The following is a 16,673-nucleotide window of genomic DNA, read 5'->3' as shown; positions in this document are numbered from 1 at the left end:
CGCCGGCGGACCGGCGGGGTTCCCGCGCTTCCGGCGCCGGGCCGCGTCAGGGGAGTTTGCGGATCTCCTCGATGACGGACGGCATCGTCTCGTTGTTGTGGCGGATCCAGTCGAGGAGGAGGGCGACCTGGTCGTCGGTGTAGGTGTCGAGGCGGTCGCGGAAGGCGCGGCCGATCGGTTCGAAGTAGCGGGCGAACTGGGCGACGTTCTCCTCGACGAGTTCGACGATCACGCGTCGGCGGTCGTCGGGGTCGCGGGTGCGGCGGACGTAGCCGGCGCGCTCCAGGCGGTCGATGACGGCGGTGATGGCGCCGCCGGTCGTGATGCCCATGAGCTGGGCGAGCTGGCCGGGCGTCTGCGGGCCGTCCAGCGTCAGCGCGTTGACGCACTGCGCGTCGGTGACGTTCATGCCCGCCTTGCTCGCGGTGGCATGGTGCAGCAGCACCGTGAACATCGTGCTGCGCTGCATCGCCATCTGCAGCTCGCCCGCCATCCGGTCGCGCTCCGGGGTCGACACGCCTTGACCTCTCTCCCTTTATCTCTCATATAGAGACACTCATTTAGAGAGTGACTCTCTGAGGGAGATTCTATCCGCCCGGCCCCGTCGGGACCAGGCGGGACGGCGACGGCGTGTGGCGCAGCCGACACCGTTCAATGATCGCACCACTGAGGGGCAGCACCTAACATGGTTTTTGTTAGGACCGCTAACAGCGGGTCCGCTTCTGGCCCCGAATCCCACGAAGGTTCGGGGCCGCCCCCTATCCGGCCTCCTCCGCCACCTGCCTCGCCCAGCGGTAGTCCGCCTTGCCGGCCGGGGACCGCTTCATCTCGGCGACGAACGCGTAGACGCGCGGCACCTTGTAGCCCGACAGCTTCTTGCGGCAGTGCTCGTTCAGCTCCTCGGAGGACGGCTCCGCGCCGGTGGGCTGGATCACCGCGGCGACGCGGTTGCCCCAGCGCTCGTCCGGAATGCCCGTCACGACCGCGTCGTAGACGGACGGGTGCCCCTTGAGCACGGCCTCCACCTCTTCCGGGAACACCTTCTCGCCGCCGGTGTTGATGGCCTGCGAGCCGCGGCCGTACACGGCGATCGAGCCGTCCTCCTCCACGGTCGCGATGTCGCCGGTCAGCAGCCAGCGCCGGCCGTCCACCAGGGGGAACGTCCTGGCGGTCTTCTCCGGGTCGTTGTAGTAGCCCCGCGCGATGTGGCCGGTGCGGGCGACCTGGCCGATCACGCCGGATCCCGGCTTGACGGGCTGGAACGCGTCGTCCAGGACGGTGACGTTCTCCACGTCCGGCGCGAACCGCAGGCCCTTCTCCGGGGTGGAGCCGGCGACCGCCTCGGCCGTCGACCCCGACTCGGTCGAGCCGAAGCGGTCCAGGATCATCGTGTTCGGCAGCAGCCCCTGGATGCGGTCGCGGACCGTGCCCGTGAAGATCGCGCCGGTGGAGACGTAGGCCAGCAGGGACGAGGTGTCGTAGTCCCCGCGCGCCAGCTCCTCGGCCATCGGGATCGCCATGGCGTCCCCGGTGATCGTCAGCGAGTTGACCTTCTCCCGCTCGATCGTCCGCCACACGTCGGCCGCGTCGAACTTGCGCGTGTAGACGAGCGTCGCGCCCATGAACCAGGCGATCCAGGTGGCCATCTGGGCGGCGCCGTGCATGAGGGGCGCGACCGGCATCATCGTCATCGGGCCGCCGCCGCGGGCGTTCTCGACGACGTCCTCCGGCCTGGCCGGACGGGGGTAGGTCGGGTTCCAGAACGCGAGCAGCATCTGCTCGGTCGACCACATGACGCCCTTCGGCATCCCGGTCGTCCCGCCGGTGTAGATGATGTAGAGATCGTCCCTGGAACGCGCCGGGAAGTCGCGCGTCCCGTCCGCGTCCGCCAGCGCCTCGTCGTAGGCGACCGCGCCCGGGATGGACGGCCTCCCGCCCACCGCGACGAGATGCCGCAGCTCGGGCGCCTCCGCGACGGCCGCCGCGACCCGGTCCTCGAACTCCACGTCGTACAGCAGCGCGACGCTGCCCGAGTCCCGGTACACGTAGAGCAGCTCGCTCTCCACGTACCGGTAGTTGACGTTGATGGGCACGGCCCGGATCTTCAGCGCGGCCAGCAGCGCCGCGGCGTACTCGACGCCGTTGTAGAGCTGGACGGCGACGTGCTGCCCCGGCCCGACGCCCGCGTCCGCCAGGTGGTGCGCGAGGCGGTTCGCGTGCTCGTCCAGCTCGGCGTAGGTGAGGCGCCGGTCGCCGCACACCAGCGCGAGACGGTCCCCGATCGCGTCCGCGACGCCCTCGAACAGGTCAGCGTGGTTGAACTCCATCGGACGGGCCTCCGGGAATCAGGGTTTGTCGCTGCCGACGATCCACATGGCGAAGAACTGGGCTCCGCCTCCGTAGGCGTGGCCGAGCGCGCGGCGCGCGCCGTCCACCTGGTGCTCGCCCGCCTGGCCGCGCACCTGCAGCGCCGCCTCGGCGAACCGGATCATCCCGGACGCCCCGATCGGGTTGGACGACAGCACGCCGCCGGACGGGTTCCACGGGATGTCGCCGTCCAGGGCCGTCGCGCCCGCCTCGGTGAGCTTCCAGCCCTCGCTCTCGCCGCAGAACCCGAGGTTCTCCAGCCACATCGGCTCGTACCAGGAGAACGGGACGTAGACCTCGGCGCAGTCCAGCTCGCGGCGCGGGTCGGAGATGCCGGCCTGCCGGTAGACGTCCGCCGCCGCGTCCTTGCCGCCCTGCGGGCTCACGGTGTCGCGCCCGGCGAACTGCATCGGCTCCGAGCGCATCGCCGTGCCGTGCACCCACGCGGGCGGCGCCGGGGCCTTCTTCGCCGCGTCCTCCGAGGCCAGCACCATCGCGCACGCGCCGTCCGACGACGGGCACGTCTCCAGGTAGCGGATCGGCTCCCAGAGCATCGGCGTCGACTCGACCATCTCGCGGGAGATGCCGGGGATCTTCAGGTGCGCCCACGGGTTCTTCAGGGCGTTCTGCCGGTCCTTGACCGCGACGAGCGTCCCGATGTGGTCGGGGGCGCCCGAGCGGCGCATGTAGGCGCGGATGTGCGGGGCGAAGTAGCCGCCCGCGCCCACGACCAGCGACGTCGTGAACGGCGAGTTCACGGTCAGCGCCCACGTCGCGTTCGACTCCGACTGCTTCTCCCACGCGATCGTGAGGACGCGGTCGTGGACGCCGCCCTGGATGAGGCCCGCCGCGACGATCGCCGTGGAGCCGCCGACCGACCCGGCGGTGTGCACCCGCATGACCGGCTTGCCGGCGGCGCCGAGCGCCTCGGCGAGGAACGTCTCCGGCATCATCACGCCCTCGAACAGGTCGGGGGCCTTGCCGACGACGACCGCGTCGATGTCCTTCCAGGTCAGCTGCGCGTCCTCCAGCGCCCGGCGGGCCGCCTCGCGCAGCAGCCCGGCCATCGAGACGTCCAGCCGCTTGGTCCTGTACGCCGTCTGCCCGACGCCGATGATCGCGCAACGGTTAGCCATGGTTCTCTCCCGACAGGACGCAGACGAGGTTCTGCTGGAGGCAGGGGCCGGACGAGGCGTGCCCCAGCGCGCGGGACGCCGAGCCGTCGTGGATGCGGGACGCGGCCTCGCCGATCCGGATGAGGCCGGCGGCCATCATCGGGTTCGCCGACAGCGGCCCGCCGGACGGGTTGACCACCGTGTCCTCGCCCAGGCCGAGCGCCTCCCGCAGCATCAGCTCCTCGTGCGTGTACTGCGCGTGCAGCTCGGCGACCTCGATCCCGGTCGCGCCGGCCCGCTCGCCCGCGACGCGGGCCGACTCCGAGCGGCTCAGGTCGCGGACGCCCGGCGCGTGCGGCTCGGTGCGGTGGTCGATCCCGGTGATCCAGGCGGGGCGCTCGCACAGCTCGCGGGCCCGGTCGCCCGCCGCGAGGACGATCGCGGCGGCGCCGTCGGTGATGGGCGCGACGTCGTGGGGGTGCAGCGGGGCGACGTCGTAGTCGTCGCCCTCGGGGCCCGGCAGGTGCAGCGCGAACGGGTTGCCGCGCCCGGCCTCGCGGGACCGCGCGGCGACGGCGCGCAGGTCATCCTCCTTCGCGCCCGACCGCTCCATGTAGGCGCGGGCCTGGAGCGCGGCGAGCGACACCGCGTCGATGCCGAGCGGCGCCAGGTGGTACGGGTCGAGCTGCTGGGTGAGGACGGCCCGCAGGTTCCCCTGCGACGACTTCCCGAACCCGTACACCAGCGCGGTGTCGATGTCGCCGTGCTGGAGCCTCACCCACGCCTCGTACAGGGCCCAGGCGGCGTCCATCTCGACGTGGCTCTCGGAGATCGGCGGCCAGGCGCCGATGGCGTCCAGCGCCGACACGAACGCGAACGGGGCGCCGGCGAGGTAGTCGCAGGATCCGGAGCAGGTGAAGCCGAACTGCTTCTGGCCCGTCCGCTCCTTGATCTCGGTGATGACGGGGGCCAGGAGCTCGATCTCGGCCATCCCCCGGTCCTCACCGCTGTGCTCGGTCTGCGCGAACGCGACCACGGCCACGGGACGAGGCATCACATGAAGTCCTTGATCTCTTCGAAGGGGACGTCGGGCTCGTCGAGGGGCTCGAACCACTTGATGTTGCCCATCGTCCGCTCCCACTCCTCGCGGGGCCGCCACGCCGCCTTCACCCGCATGCCCATCCGGACCTGGTCGGCCGGGATGCCCGCCACGAGCGTCAGCATCGTCAGGCCCGCGCCGTCCAGCAGGACGTAGGCGGACACGAACGGCACCTCGGGCGCGCGGGGGTCGGGGATGTTGTTGACCGCGAAGGTGGTGACGGTGCCGGTGTCGGGCAGCTCCACCTCCTCGGTCGTGGGGACGCCGTCGCGCGGGCACAGCCCCTTCATCGGGACGATGACCGACTCGCACACCGGGCACCGGTGGCCGAGGATGCGGCCCTCGGACATGCCCTCCAGGAAGCGCTGCAGAGCCCGCCCGCCCTTCAGCCGGTACTCCAGCCGCGTCGGCGCGTTGATCATGGTGACCTCGGGCTGGAAGCACTCGATGTCGCCGATCCCGCCGGTGCGCTCCGCGCGCCACCGGGGGCGGACCCGCATCCCCGTCCTGAGGAACTTCGGCGGCTTCGCGCCCTCCTCGAAGACGCCGAGGTCCAGGGCGTGCAGCAGCGCGGTGTCGGCGCCGTCCGGCCGGACCAGCGCCCAGGCGAACGGGCGGTCGAGCGGGTGCTCCTTCGCCGGGTGCGCCACCCACGACCAGGTGGTGACGGTGCCGACCGGGCCGACCTCGACGAACTCCTCCGTCACGTCCTCGCCGGTCAGCGGGTCGTACTCCGACGGCGGGACGAGGACCCTGCCGTCCGCCGTCCGGACGCCGACCAGCCGGCCGTCGCGCAGCTCGCTGAGGAAGCGGCCGATCACCGGGCCGACCGAGCGCGTGTAGCCGCCGGGGAACTCCAGGACGTGGTTCGGCTCGGGCTGGCCGGTGCCGGCGGGCGCGGTCTCTGCGGGCGCCGTCTCAGATGGCACTGTCGCGGTCCTTCCAGTACGGGTCCCTGAGCTTGCGCTTGAGGAGCTTGCCGTTGGGCTCGCGCGGCATCGCCTCGATGAAGTCGACCGACCTCGGCCACTTCATCTTGGCCAGCCGGCCCTCCAGCGAGGCGAGGATCTCCGTCGCGAGCTCCGGGCCGGGCAGGGCGCCCTCGGCGGGCTCGACGACGGCCTTGATCTGCTCGCCCCACTCCTCGTCCGGGATGCCGAACACGGCGACGTCCCCGACCTTGGGATGCAGGATGATCTCGTTCTCGATCTCGGCCGGGTAGATGTTCGCGCCGCCCGAAATGATCATGTCGGCCTTGCGGTCGGACAGGAACAGGAACCCGTCCTCGGTCAGGTAGCCGATGTCCCCGACGGTGAAGAAGTCCTTCAGCCGGTTCTTCTCCGTCTTCTCCCTGTCGCCCTTGTACTCGAACGCGACGCCGGCCATCTTCATGTAGATCGTGCCGTGCGCCCCGGTCGGGACGGGCTCGCCGTCGTCGTCCACGACCAGCAGCTCGCTGATCGGCCACGCGTTGCCGACGGTGCCGGGGCGGGCGCGCCAGTCGGCCGGGCTGGCGATCGTCCCGCCGCCCTCCGTCGCCGCGTAGTACTCCCAGATGCAGTCGCCCCACCAGTCGAGCATCTGCTGCTTGATCGGCACCGGGCACGGCGCCGCCGCGTGGATCGCCCACTTCATGCTCGACACGTCGTACCGGGACCGGACGTCCTCCGGCAGCGACAGCAGCCGCTTGAAGTGGGTCGGCACCATGTGGGTGTTGCTGACGCGGTGCTCCTGGATCAGCCGCAGGGTCTCCTCGGCGTCCCACTTGTCCATGTAGACGAGCGTGTGGCCCATCTGCAGGGCCGTCCCGCCGAACTGGGTGACGGCCGTGTGGTAGTTCGGGGAGGTGACGAGGTGCGCCTGGTGCTCGCCCCCGGCGGGGCGGCCCGGAGTGATGCCGAACATGCCGAGCAGGAACGTCATCAGCTCGGCGCTGTCGTCGGGATCCATCCCGGCCAGCGCCCGCTTGACTCCCTTCGGCCGTCCCGTCGTCCCGGACGTGTAGTGCATCGTGGCGCCGTTGCTGCGGTCGTCCGGCAGGGTGTCCGGCTGCCCGTCGACGAGTTCGGCGATCGGCCGGAAGCCCTCGACCTCCCCGAACGCGAACCGCCGGCGGGCCTCGATCTCCTCGCCCGCCTTCGCGCCCTCGGCGGCGTACCGCTCGTGCACGAAGAACGCCCTGGCCTCGCTGTCGGCGACGATGTAGCCGATCTCCGGGCCGGTCAGATGCCAGTTGATCGGCGTGTAGTACCAGCCCGCCTGGAGCGCCGCCAGGTAGAGGACGACCCCGTCCGCGCCGTTCGGGACGAGGCCGCAGATGCCGTCGCCCTTCTCCAGGCCCAGCGCGCGCAGGCCGTGGACGAGCCGGTTCGCGCGTGCCAGGAGATCGCCCGCGGCGTGCGGCGTCCCGTCCGGATCGACGGCGGCGACCCACTCGGGGTCGGCCTGCGCCAGCCGCCAAAAGCCCAATGACCCCATCGGATCTCCCTACGTGAGCACCGAGAGCACAGTGAGAACCGGCACCCGCGGCGGGCGCCCGGCAGCCAAAGTAGATCACGTTCTCGTTTTGCAGTTCAACCCCTACCGGTAGGGCTACGGCCTAACTAGAATCTGTTCTCGTTTGACATCTGAGCTGGAGGAACCATGACGGAACGGCTGCCGATCAGCACCGAGCACTGCGTCGTCGAGCGCGACGGCCACGTCGTCATCGTCACGATGAACCGCCCGGAGGCGCGCAACGCGCTCAGCTCGTCCATGCTGGTGGGCCTCGCCGACGCCTGGACCTACATCTCCGACACCCCCGGGGTCCGGGTCGCCATCCTCACCGGGGCCGAGGGCACGTTCTGCGCCGGCGCCGACCTGAAGGCGATGGGGCAGCAGCCGTCCGACCCCCGCGTCCGGGAGCGGATGGCGCAGATCCCCGACTTCCACTGGAAGGGCCTGCTGCGCGAGGGCCGGCCGACGAAGCCGCTGATCTGCGCCATCGAGGGGTACGCCGTGGCCGGCGGCACCGAGCTGCTCGTCGGCACCGACCTGCGGGTGGTCGCCGAGGGCGCCACCCTCGGCCTGTACGAGGCGAAGCGCGGGCTGTTCCCCATGGGCGGCTCCGCGATCCGGCTCCCCCGCCAGATCGGCTACGCCAACGCGATGGACATCCTGCTGACCGCCCGCTCGGTCACTCCGCGGGAGGCCCTGGCGATGGGCCTGATCAACAAGATCGTCCCGGACGGGCAGGCGCTGGCCGCCGCCCGCGAGCTGGCCGACCAGATCGCGGCCTGCGGTCCCCTCGCCGTCCAGGGCATCCTGCGCACCTACCGCGAGACCGAGCACCTGTCCGAGGAGGACGCGCTCAAGATCTCCGACGAGATCGGCTGGCCGGTCATCGGCTCCGAGGACGCCAAGGAGGGCTCCCGCGCCTTCAAGGAGAAGCGTCCCGCCGTCTACCACGGCAAGTGACGCCCGTCCGGCAGGTAATGGACTGTCCGTAAATAGGGGTCCGGTTTGCGGGGGGCCTCGCGTGGCATCGCCTGGAGCGAAGGCGAGCACGGAAGGACCTAGCCATGGCCCTGCATCTGGGACGCAAGCACGAGACGCCGGAGGAGACCTCCCCCCGTCCGCCCCGGCGGACGCTCCGGCGGCGGACGGACGGCACCGACGTCCAGCGCAAGCGGCCGCGGTGGCGGCGCAGCAGGCCGAACCCGGTCAGCGTGATGATCATGGCGGCGGGCTGGGCGGCGGTCGCGATCCTCGCCCTCGGCATGCTGCTGACGTGGGGCGGCGCCAACCCGGGGAACACCCTGGTGGACGCCACGCTCGACGCGGGCCGCTGGCTCGCCACGCCGTTCCACGACGTCTTCACGCGCAGCGACCCCGAGGAGCAGCTCTACATCAACTGGGCCCTCGCCGGCGCCGTCTACTACGTCCTGGCCCGCGCGCTGTCCTGGATGACCCGCTTCTGACCTGCCCGCGGGCCGACGGTCCTGGCCGGAGGCACCGCGTCCCGAACGCGAGCGGACCGGCGCCCGCCCCGGGGATACCTATCCCTCGGGAGGGGCGCCGGCCCGGCCGGTTCACCGTCAGTTGCTGCGCCAGTGGGCCAGGTCGGCCCACCGGGTCGCGTTGGTGATCGTCGTACCGACCGCCCACATGGTCGTGGTGCCCGGGCGGAGGGCCAGCTCCGAGGGGTTGACCGTCGTCCCGGCGGGCTGGGCCAGCTTCTTGCCGGACCAGACGCCCGCCGCGGTGCGGTGGCGCATGGCGCCGCTGGCGGAGACCCAGATACCGCCGGCGCCGTCCGAGGCGACCAGGGTCATGTAGGTGCCGGAGGCGCCGAGGGCGGTGGTCCACTTGGTGCCGTTCCAGTGCGCCAGTATCGCCCGGGAGGCCGTCTTGCCCGCCCCGTCCGAGACCCGCGCCGTGCCGACCGCCCAGACGTTCTTCCCGGAGGCGGCGTACACGTCGGTCAGGGCGGACGCGATCTCACCCTGGACGGTCCCGGCGACCTTGGGGAACGGGACGGTGGTCCACTTGGTGCCGTTCCAGTGGGCCGTGGCGGGCAGCCCCGCGCCCGCCCAGCCGACCGCCCACGCGCTGGTCGGCGAGACGGCGGTGATCGCGCGGGGCTTGATCCCGATCGGAGTGCCGGCCCACGACTTGCCGTTCCAGTGCTTGGCCGCCGAGGTGCTGACCGCCCAGGCGTTGCCGGGGCCTGTGGTGGCGATGTCATCGGGCTGGAAGTTCAGCGGGGCCTTGAACGTCCTCCAGGCCTTGCCGTTCCAGTGCAGCACGGCGTTGGAGTCGCCCGAGGTGTTGAGCTGGCCGGCCAGCCACAGGTTCGACGCCGACGTGGCCGCGACGGCGTTGAAGCGGTACGGGGCGGCGGCCGCCGGCAGCGCCACGTCGCTCCAGGTGCCGCCGGTCAGGCGCTGGAGGATCGGCTTGTACTTGCCGCTCGCCTGCTGGCCTCCGGCGGCCCACATGGTGCCGTCCGGTGCCGCGGCGAGACCACTGAGGCTGGTCCCGGTGTCGGCCTTGGGGCTGCTCTGGACGAGCGGCCACGTGGTGGCGGCGGCATCCGCGACGGACGCCGCGCGGTGCTCGCCCGAGCCCGCCGTGGCGGTGATCCCGACGGTGACCGCCGCCGCGCCCAGCGCTGCGGCCGCTCCGGTGGCCGCCAGCTTCCTGCTCTTCTTCACTCGGCTTCCTCTGCCTCAGAATGATCTTGGCCGCCGGGAGATGATCCCGAGCCGCGGCCGGATGGTCCCGGTCGGCGCCGGGGAACGACGCCGACCGGGGAGCCACCTGCGCGACCGTCAGTTGCTTCGCCAGTGCGCCAGGTCGAACCACCGGGTCGCGTCGGTGGTCGTCGTACCGACCGCCCACATGGTCGTGGTGCCCGGGCGGAGGGCCAGCGCCGAGGGGATGACCGTCGTCCCGGCGGGCTGGGCCAGCGTCTCGTCGGACCAGACGCCCGCCGCGGTGCGGTGGCGCATCGCGCCGCCGAGCGCGGAGACCCAGATGCCGCCGGCGCCGTCCGAGGCGACCTTCCTCAGGTAGGTGCGGGGGGCGCCGAGGACGTTGGTCCACTTGGTGCCGTCCCAGTGCGCCAGCATCGACCGTCCGTCCGAACCGCCCGCCCCGTCGGAGACCTCCGCCGTGCCGACCGCCCAGACGTCGTTCTCGGAGGCGGCGTACACGTCGCTGAGGGCGGAGGCGACCTCGCCCCGGACGGTCCCGTCGACCTGGGGGAACGGGACGGTGGTCCACGAGGTGCCGTTCCAGTGGGCCGTGGCGGGCTGCCCCGCGCCCGCCCAGCCGACCGCCCACGCGCTGGTGGGCGAGACGGCGGTGATCGCGTAGGGCTTGATCCCGATCGGAGTGTCGGTCCAGGACGTGCCGTTCCAGTGCTTGGCCGCCGAGGTGCTGACCGCCCAGGTGTTGCCGGGGCCCGTGGTGGCGATGTCGGAGGGCTGGAAGTTCAGCGGCGTCTTGAACGTGCGCCACGCGGTGCCGTTCCAGTTCAGCACGGCGTTGGAGTCGCCCGAGGTGTTGAGCTGGCCGGCCAGCCACAGGTTCGACGCCGACGTGGCCGCGACGGCGTTGAAGCGGTACGGGGCGGCGGCCGCCGGCAGCGCCACGTCGCTCCAGGTGTCCCCGGTCAGGCGCTGGAGGATCGGCTTGTGCACGGTGGAGGTCTGCTGGCCTCCGGCGGCCCACATGGTGCCGTCCGGTGCCGCGGCGAGACCGCTGAGGCTGGTGCCGGCGTCGGCCTTGGGGCTGCTCTGGACGAGCGGCCACGTGGTGGCGGCGGCTCCCGCGACGGACGCCGCGCGGTGCTCGCCGGGGCGCGCCGCGGTGATCCCGGCGGCGGCGACCGCACCCAGGGCGAGGGTGGACCCCACGACGACGGCGAGCTTCTTGCTCTTCTTCACCCGATACCTTTTCCCCGTTGAAACGATCTTGGTTGTGGCACACCGTAACAGCGGCCACCGTCGATATCCGGGCTTTGGTGATCTTTGTCCGACTCGTTCCCGGGACGCGGCCGGGAACGCGTGCGGCCCCGGCCGGCGCTGGGAGGAACAGCGCCGGCCGGGGCCTTCGGGCAGTCAGCCTTCGGTGATCGCGTTGAGGCGCTCGATCGCCTCGACGTACTCCTCGATCAGGTCGTAGACGACCTGGGCGGCCGGTTTCACCTGGTTCATCGATCCGACGATCTGGCCCACCGGGAAGGTGACCAGCTCGCCGTCGCCGGACCGCTGGATCCGGGGCAGCGCGTCGGCGATCAGCATGAACTGCATCGGCATCGGGAGGTAGCCCGGCGAGTCCTCGCTCTCCCACGCCTCGGTCCACGCGGTCTTGAGGAAGCGCGCGGGCTTGCCCGTCCAGGCCCGGGACCGGACGGTGTCGCGGGACGTGGCGCCCAGCAGCTTCGGCAGGGCGCGCTCGGGGGTGTCGGCCTCGTCGACCGTCAGCCAGATCGAGCCCGTCCAGACGCCGTCCGCGCCGAGCGCCATGCCGGCGGCCATCTGGCGGCCCCGGCCGATGCCGCCCGCGGCGAGCACGATGGTGTCCTCGCCGACGGCGTCCACGACCTCGGGGATGAGGACCATCGTGGCGACGTCGCCGGTGTGCCCGCCGGCCTCGGTGCCCTGCGCGACGATGATGTCCACGCCGACCTCGACCTGCTTGCGGGCGTGCCGGGCGTTGGACGCCAGCCCGGCGACCTTCACCCCGTGCTCGTGCGCCTGCTCGACGACGTCGGCCGGGGGCGGGCCGAGCGCGTTGGCCAGCAGCGCGATCGGGTGCTTGAGCGCCACCTCGACCTGCGGCCGCGCGGTCACGTCCGTCCAGCCGAGCAGCGCCTTGCCGGCCTGCTCGCCGCGCGGCTCCACGCCGTGCTCGGCCAGCAGGTTCTCCAGGAACTCGCGGTGCTGCGCCGGGATCAGGCCCTGCAGCTTGCCGAGCAGCTCCTCGGCGTCGCCGGCGTCGGAGCCCTCGTACTTGGCGGGCATCACGACGTCCACGCCGTAGGGCTTGCCCCCGACGTTCTCGTCGATCCACTTCAGCTCGAGTTCGAGCTCCTCGGGGGTGAAGTGCAGGGCGCCGAGGACGCCCATGCCGCCGGCGCGGCTCACCGCCGCGACCACGTCGCGGCAATGACTGAACGCGAAGATCGGGTACTCGATGCCGAATAGTTCGGTGACTCGTGTCCGCACAGCCACGACCCTAGGTGCGCCCCCACAAAACTGCAACAGGTTCTAGTTAAGAATCTCTTCCCGGCCACACCAAACCCCCTCATCTAGAACACGTATCAGCAGCCCTGCCCGAACCCGCGGGACGCGCAAGGTGTACGGATTTCGCAAAGCGCACGACGCGCGCAGCGCACGGCGCCGAGCGCGCAGGATCCACAAAGTGGAAGCGGTACCGGACAAGCAAGGTCCGCGAGGCGCGCGGGGCAGGCGGCACGCGGCACGGAAGGCGCGCGGGGCGGGTGCGTCTGGTGGGTGGGGGCGGACGCCGAGGGGCTGCGCGGGTGGGGTCAGCGGCGTTTCGCGGGATTGGCGGCCTTGCGTTGCTGGCGTTGGCTGCGGGGCGCCGGGCGGCGGCTCCGGGCTGGGCCGGCGGAGGGGGCGATCGGCCCGGCCGACTCGGTGGGGACGCCGGACGGCTTGGACGGGCCGGGCGGCTTCGGCGGGCCGGGCGCGGTCATGTCGCCGAACTTGCCGTCAGGGCGGCGCGGAGCCTCCAGGGGCGGGGCCTCGCGGCGGCCCATGCCGAGGTAGCCGCCGACGAACAGCAGGATCAGGCCGAAGAGGACGCCGGTGGCCGGGATGTAGCTGCGGACCATGTCGATCTGCAGGGCGGTGCTGTTCGCCATGTCGACCAGGCCCCGCTGGTCCTTGTCGACGGTGATGAGGTCGGCCTGCGCGACGATCATCGAGCCCTTGCCGTCGGCCGTGCGGACGGTGCTGCGGATGTTCTCGCGGTGCTTGACCGGGATTCCCGTGCGCGGGTCGACCCAGACGGTGTTGTAGGCCTCGGCGTACCGGTCGACCTTCTGGTTCCCCGCGTCCTCGGGCAGGCCGAGCATCTTCGCGGGCAGCTTGGCGTCCAGCGAGGCCGTCTTGGTCAGGGGGATCGTCTGGGTGAACCGGTACGTCGTCAGCCCGCGGACCTTCTCGACGGCGTTGAACTGCATCGGCGCCGTCTGCCGGGTCGTCATGTCGTAGAAGGGGTAGTCCTTCTTCTGGACGTTCGCGATGGGGAACAGCAGCCCGTACCCGGTCATCCGGACGCCGTTGTCGCCGTCGACGTTGGCGCCGCAGCAGTTGGTCAGGACGCCCGTCCGGCGGTCGAAGGCGATCCGGTAGCCCTGGATCTGGATGGGCTTGTCCGGCTTCTCCTGGTTGTAGATGCTGGTGGTGGAGTCCCAGACGGCGATGTCGTCGTTGCCCTCGTTGGCGCGGACGTCCCCGCGGACGGTGTTCCTCGCCAGCAGGGTGACGCCGGTCTTGAGCTTGACGTCGGCCTCGTCGAAGTAGGTGGAGCCCTTCGACTCCAGGCTCGTCACCTGGTAGCGGTTCAGGGGGGCGACGACCACCTGGTCGGCCACGTAGAAACGGACGAGGGGCGCGAGCGTGAGGAAGAACGCGCCAAGGCCGATCAGGACCAGGCCGACCGGTCGCCGCATGAACACCTCCGGGGCTGCCGTCGCTCGCACGGCGGGCGGGGGCCTCTCCGAGCCGTCGGGGCCCCACCTCCAGCATGTCCGGGTCACCCTACCGGACCGGTGTACTGGTCGGTAAGCTCCCCGTTACCTTGCCGGCGCCCGATCGGCGGGAGGGCCGGGCGGGACGACACGGACGGTGAGGTGGCGATGGCTGCGGCGCCCCCCAGGTGGGACGGAGCACGCCCCGAGGACGGGCACCGGGCCACGCTGGCGCGGTCGGTCCGGCTTCTGAGCGCGTTCCGGCGCGAGCAGAGCGAACCGGAGTACTTCTACGACCTGATGGCGCGCGACACCGTCGCGCAGCTCGGCGCGTACGCCGAGCTCGCGGGGGCGACCGTCGTCGACGTGGGGACGGGCTCCGGGTTCTTCGCCCGCGCGCTGGCGGCGGCCGGAGCGCGCTGCACGGGCGTCGACCACGACCTCTCCGAGCTGACCGCGCATGCCGTCGACGTGCCCAACACGCTCGTCGGGAGCGCGCTGGCACTCCCGTTCCGGACGGGGTCGGTCGACGTGTGCTTCTCGTCGAACGTCCTGGAGCACGTCCCCGACCCCTGGCGCATGGCCGGCGAGATGGTCCGGGTGACCAGGCCGGGCGGGACGGTCTTCCTGTCGTTCACCAACTGGCTGTCCCCGTGGGGCGGCCACGAGACGTCCCCCTGGCACTATCTCGGCGGCGACCGGGCCGCGCGGCGGTACGAGCGCCGGAACGGGTTCCCGCCGAAGAACCGGTTCGGGCTCGGCCTGCATCCGGTGTCGGTGGCGTCGGCGCTCAGGTGGGCCCGCGGGAACGACCAGGTGACCGTCCTGGACGCGTTGCCCCGCTACCACCCGCGCTGGGCCGAGGGCGTCGTCCGGATCCCGGGCCTGCGCGAGGTCGCCACCTGGAACCTCGTCCTGGTCCTCAGGAAGCACGGCACCCCCCGACTGCCCGACGCGCCCAAGCAACCCGACGCCGCCAAGCAACCCAGCGCGGCCAACGACCCCAGCGCGGCCAAGCAACCCAGCGCCGCCGAGGAACCCGGCGCGGCCAACGAACCCGGTGCGGCCAACGAACCGGGCGGGCTCGGGAAGGCCGGCGTGCTCAGGCGGCACGGTCGGTGAGGCCCGCCGCGGAGGCGGGCCCGCTCGGGGCGCCGCCGATGTCGGGCCATCAGGGCACCGTGGACGGGCTTCGGGCCGTGGCGGCCCTGGTCGTGCTGGTCTTCCACGTCGCGAGCGCGGCCGGGTCGATCACCAATCCGAACGGCGCGCGGTGGCTGTTCAACGGCGGCCAGGTCGGCGTGCCGATCTTCTTCGCGCTCTCGGGGCTGCTGCTGTACCGGCCGTGGGCGGCGGCCGTCCTGGAGGGGCGGACCGCCCCGCGGACGGCCGAGTACCTGCGAAGGCGCGTGTTCCGCATCCTGCCCGCGTACTGGGCCGTGGTCACGGTCTTCATGCTCACGGCCGGGCGCGACCACATCGGCGACCCCCTGACCTGGGGCTCACTGCTCACGCTGACCCAGACCTACCTGCCCGGCCCGTGGTGGAACGGCGACCTCGGGCCCGCGCAGCTCGGGCAGATGTGGAGCCTCGTCGTCGAGGCCGGCTGGTACGTCCTGCTCCCGTTCACCGCGGCCGTCCTCTCCTGGTACGCGCGCCGGACGGGCGCCGGCGACGTCGGTGTCCGCGCCAGGCGGCTCCTCGCCGGGATCGGCGCGTACGCGGCGCTGTCGCTGCCGTGGACCGTCCTCATGTTCGTCCCGGAGCGGCACACCGGCATGGGCGTCTGGCTTCCCCGGTACTTCGCCTGGTTCGCGATCGGGATGGCGCTCGCGGTGGTGACGGTGTGGGCGCGGCTGGACGAGCGCCGCCCCGTGGCCGCGGTGTGCCGCGCCGTGTCGGACTCGTGGGCGGCGTGCTGGGTCGGGGCGGCGATGCTGTACGTGGTGGCGGCGACGCCCGCCGCCGGACCGCTCAGCCTCCAGACGCCGGACGCCTTCTGGACGTCCCTGCTGCACGTGGTCGTGTTCGGGCTGTGCGCGGCGGCGCTCGTCGCGCCGGTCGCGCTGGCCCCGGCGGACCATCCGGCGCTCGGCGCGATCCTCGGGAACCCGGTGATGCGGTTCCTCGGCCGGATCTCCTACGGCGTGTTCCTGTGGCAGCTCCTGATCATCATCGCCTGGTACGACGCGACCGGCCGCGGGTTCCGGGGGAACGTCGTGACGGATCTGCCGGTGATGGCCGCGGCGACCATCGCAGCGGGGGCCCTGACCCACTGTCTGGTGGAGTGGCCGGTTCAGCGGCTGACCCGGCGCCGGGCCCCGTCGCGTCCGGCGGACCCTGCCCGGGCGCCGTCCAGCTGAGCGAGATCCGGCCGCCGGAGCCGCCGCCGGGCGGCTTCGGCCGCCACAGCTCGACCGCCAGCCGCCCGACGATCACGAGCCCGAGCAGCTGCGGGACGAGGTCGCCGAGCGGGCCCGACGGGGCCGCCGGGTTGTCGAGCAGGTCGAGCCGGACGGCGGCGGCGAGGCACCCCGCCCCGGCGAGCATGGCGAGCGCGACCGGCCACGGCGAGGCGAGGGCGCGCGGCACGGCGGAGCGGCGGGTGCGGGCCCAGCCGCAGACGGCCGCGACGGCGGCCGCGACGGCGAGGCCGGGCAGCCCGGCGATCCAGCCGCCGAGCGCGGCGGCCAGGCCGACCGCCGCCCACGCGGGCCAGCCCGTCCCGGCGACGAGGGCGCGGGGCTCCGGGCGGCGCCGGCGGCCGCGCCCGCCCGGCCGGACGGCGGCCAGCAGCAGGACGACCAGGAGGGCGAGGCCCGCGACCACGGCGATCCGCTGGGCCCGGTCGGGGGTGTAGACCAGCTCGACGACGCCGCTCGTC

13 protein-coding genes and 1 pseudogene are annotated in these 16,673 nt (G+C 72.4%); 4 read left to right on the top strand and 10 right to left on the bottom strand.

Annotation, left to right across the window (positions count from 1 at the left end; translation table 11 throughout):
* Positions 1-46 precede the first annotated feature (46 nt).
* From ACQEU6_RS35985 to ACQEU6_RS35960, 6 genes are all read right to left on the bottom strand, one after another.
* On the bottom strand, positions 47-517 hold the full coding sequence (locus ACQEU6_RS35985) for a MarR family winged helix-turn-helix transcriptional regulator (protein WP_499338001.1): 471 nt from the start codon (positions 515-517) through the stop codon (positions 47-49).
* A 241-nt stretch (positions 518-758) separates the two neighbouring features.
* Positions 759-2,327: an acyl-CoA synthetase gene (locus ACQEU6_RS35980; RefSeq protein WP_499338000.1), complete on the bottom strand. Its 1,569-nt coding sequence runs from the start codon at positions 2,325-2,327 to the stop codon at positions 759-761.
* Between the two features lie 18 nt (positions 2,328-2,345).
* Positions 2,346-3,503 carry a thiolase family protein gene (locus ACQEU6_RS35975; RefSeq protein WP_499337998.1) on the bottom strand — a complete coding sequence of 386 codons (1,158 nt, stop codon included), beginning with the start codon at positions 3,501-3,503 and terminating at the stop codon, positions 2,346-2,348.
* Positions 3,496-4,536 (bottom strand): thiolase family protein, encoded by a 1,041-nt coding sequence (locus ACQEU6_RS35970; RefSeq protein WP_499337996.1) that lies wholly within the window; start codon positions 4,534-4,536, stop codon positions 3,496-3,498. Before ACQEU6_RS35970 ends, ACQEU6_RS35975 begins: the two co-directional genes overlap by 8 nt.
* Positions 4,536-5,510 carry a Zn-ribbon domain-containing OB-fold protein gene (locus ACQEU6_RS35965; RefSeq protein ID WP_499337995.1) on the bottom strand — a complete coding sequence of 325 codons (975 nt, stop codon included), beginning with the start codon at positions 5,508-5,510 and terminating at the stop codon, positions 4,536-4,538. The genes ACQEU6_RS35970 and ACQEU6_RS35965 overlap by 1 nt, the downstream gene beginning before the upstream one ends.
* A complete protein-coding gene (locus ACQEU6_RS35960; RefSeq protein WP_499337993.1) occupies positions 5,500-7,059 on the bottom strand; it encodes an acyl-CoA synthetase in 1,560 nt (519 codons plus the stop codon). Before ACQEU6_RS35960 ends, ACQEU6_RS35965 begins: the two co-directional genes overlap by 11 nt.
* 165 nt (positions 7,060-7,224) lie before the next feature.
* Between ACQEU6_RS35960 and ACQEU6_RS35955 the strand changes: the two genes are divergently transcribed.
* Together ACQEU6_RS35955 and ACQEU6_RS35950 are read left to right on the top strand one after the other, a co-directional pair.
* Positions 7,225-8,037 carry a crotonase/enoyl-CoA hydratase family protein gene (locus tag ACQEU6_RS35955; RefSeq protein WP_499337991.1) on the top strand — a complete coding sequence of 271 codons (813 nt, stop codon included), beginning with the start codon at positions 7,225-7,227 and terminating at the stop codon, positions 8,035-8,037.
* Between the two features lie 104 nt (positions 8,038-8,141).
* Positions 8,142-8,540, top strand: coding sequence for a hypothetical protein (locus ACQEU6_RS35950; RefSeq protein WP_499337990.1), 399 nt, complete (start codon positions 8,142-8,144; stop codon positions 8,538-8,540).
* Positions 8,541-8,657: 117 nt separating this feature from the next.
* Here the strand turns inward: ACQEU6_RS35950 and ACQEU6_RS35945 are convergent, their stop codons facing one another.
* The 4 genes from ACQEU6_RS35945 to pgfA form a co-directional block, all read right to left on the bottom strand.
* Complete coding sequence (locus ACQEU6_RS35945) at positions 8,658-9,776, bottom strand: hypothetical protein (RefSeq protein WP_499337989.1); 1,119 nt, start codon at positions 9,774-9,776, stop codon at positions 8,658-8,660.
* A 117-nt stretch (positions 9,777-9,893) separates the two neighbouring features.
* Entirely contained in the window at positions 9,894-11,012 is a 1,119-nt protein-coding gene (locus ACQEU6_RS35940) for a beta propeller repeat protein (RefSeq protein ID WP_499337987.1), read from the bottom strand.
* Between the two features lie 174 nt (positions 11,013-11,186).
* Positions 11,187-12,296: an NAD(P)H-dependent flavin oxidoreductase gene (locus tag ACQEU6_RS35935; RefSeq protein ID WP_499337985.1), complete on the bottom strand. Its 1,110-nt coding sequence runs from the start codon at positions 12,294-12,296 to the stop codon at positions 11,187-11,189.
* Positions 12,297-12,619: 323 nt separating this feature from the next.
* A complete protein-coding gene (gene pgfA, locus ACQEU6_RS35930; RefSeq protein WP_499337984.1) occupies positions 12,620-13,771 on the bottom strand; it encodes a cell envelope lipid trafficking protein PgfA in 1,152 nt (383 codons plus the stop codon).
* 186 nt (positions 13,772-13,957) lie between these two features.
* Between pgfA and ACQEU6_RS35925 the strand changes: the two are divergent.
* Positions 13,958-14,719 (top strand): annotated as a pseudogene (locus ACQEU6_RS35925) (class I SAM-dependent methyltransferase); the annotation flags it as partial.
* A gap of 188 nt (positions 14,720-14,907) precedes the next feature.
* A complete protein-coding gene (locus ACQEU6_RS35920; RefSeq protein WP_499337982.1) occupies positions 14,908-16,152 on the top strand; it encodes an acyltransferase family protein in 1,245 nt (414 codons plus the stop codon).
* Positions 16,153-16,673: the final 521 nt, after the last annotated feature.

The organism is Spirillospora sp. CA-108201 (assembly GCF_050936235.1).
GTDB lineage: Bacteria > Actinomycetota > Actinomycetes > Streptosporangiales > Streptosporangiaceae > Spirillospora.
The sequence above is the reverse complement of the archived record's forward strand: the minus strand, read 5'-3'. Positions and strand labels throughout refer to the sequence as shown.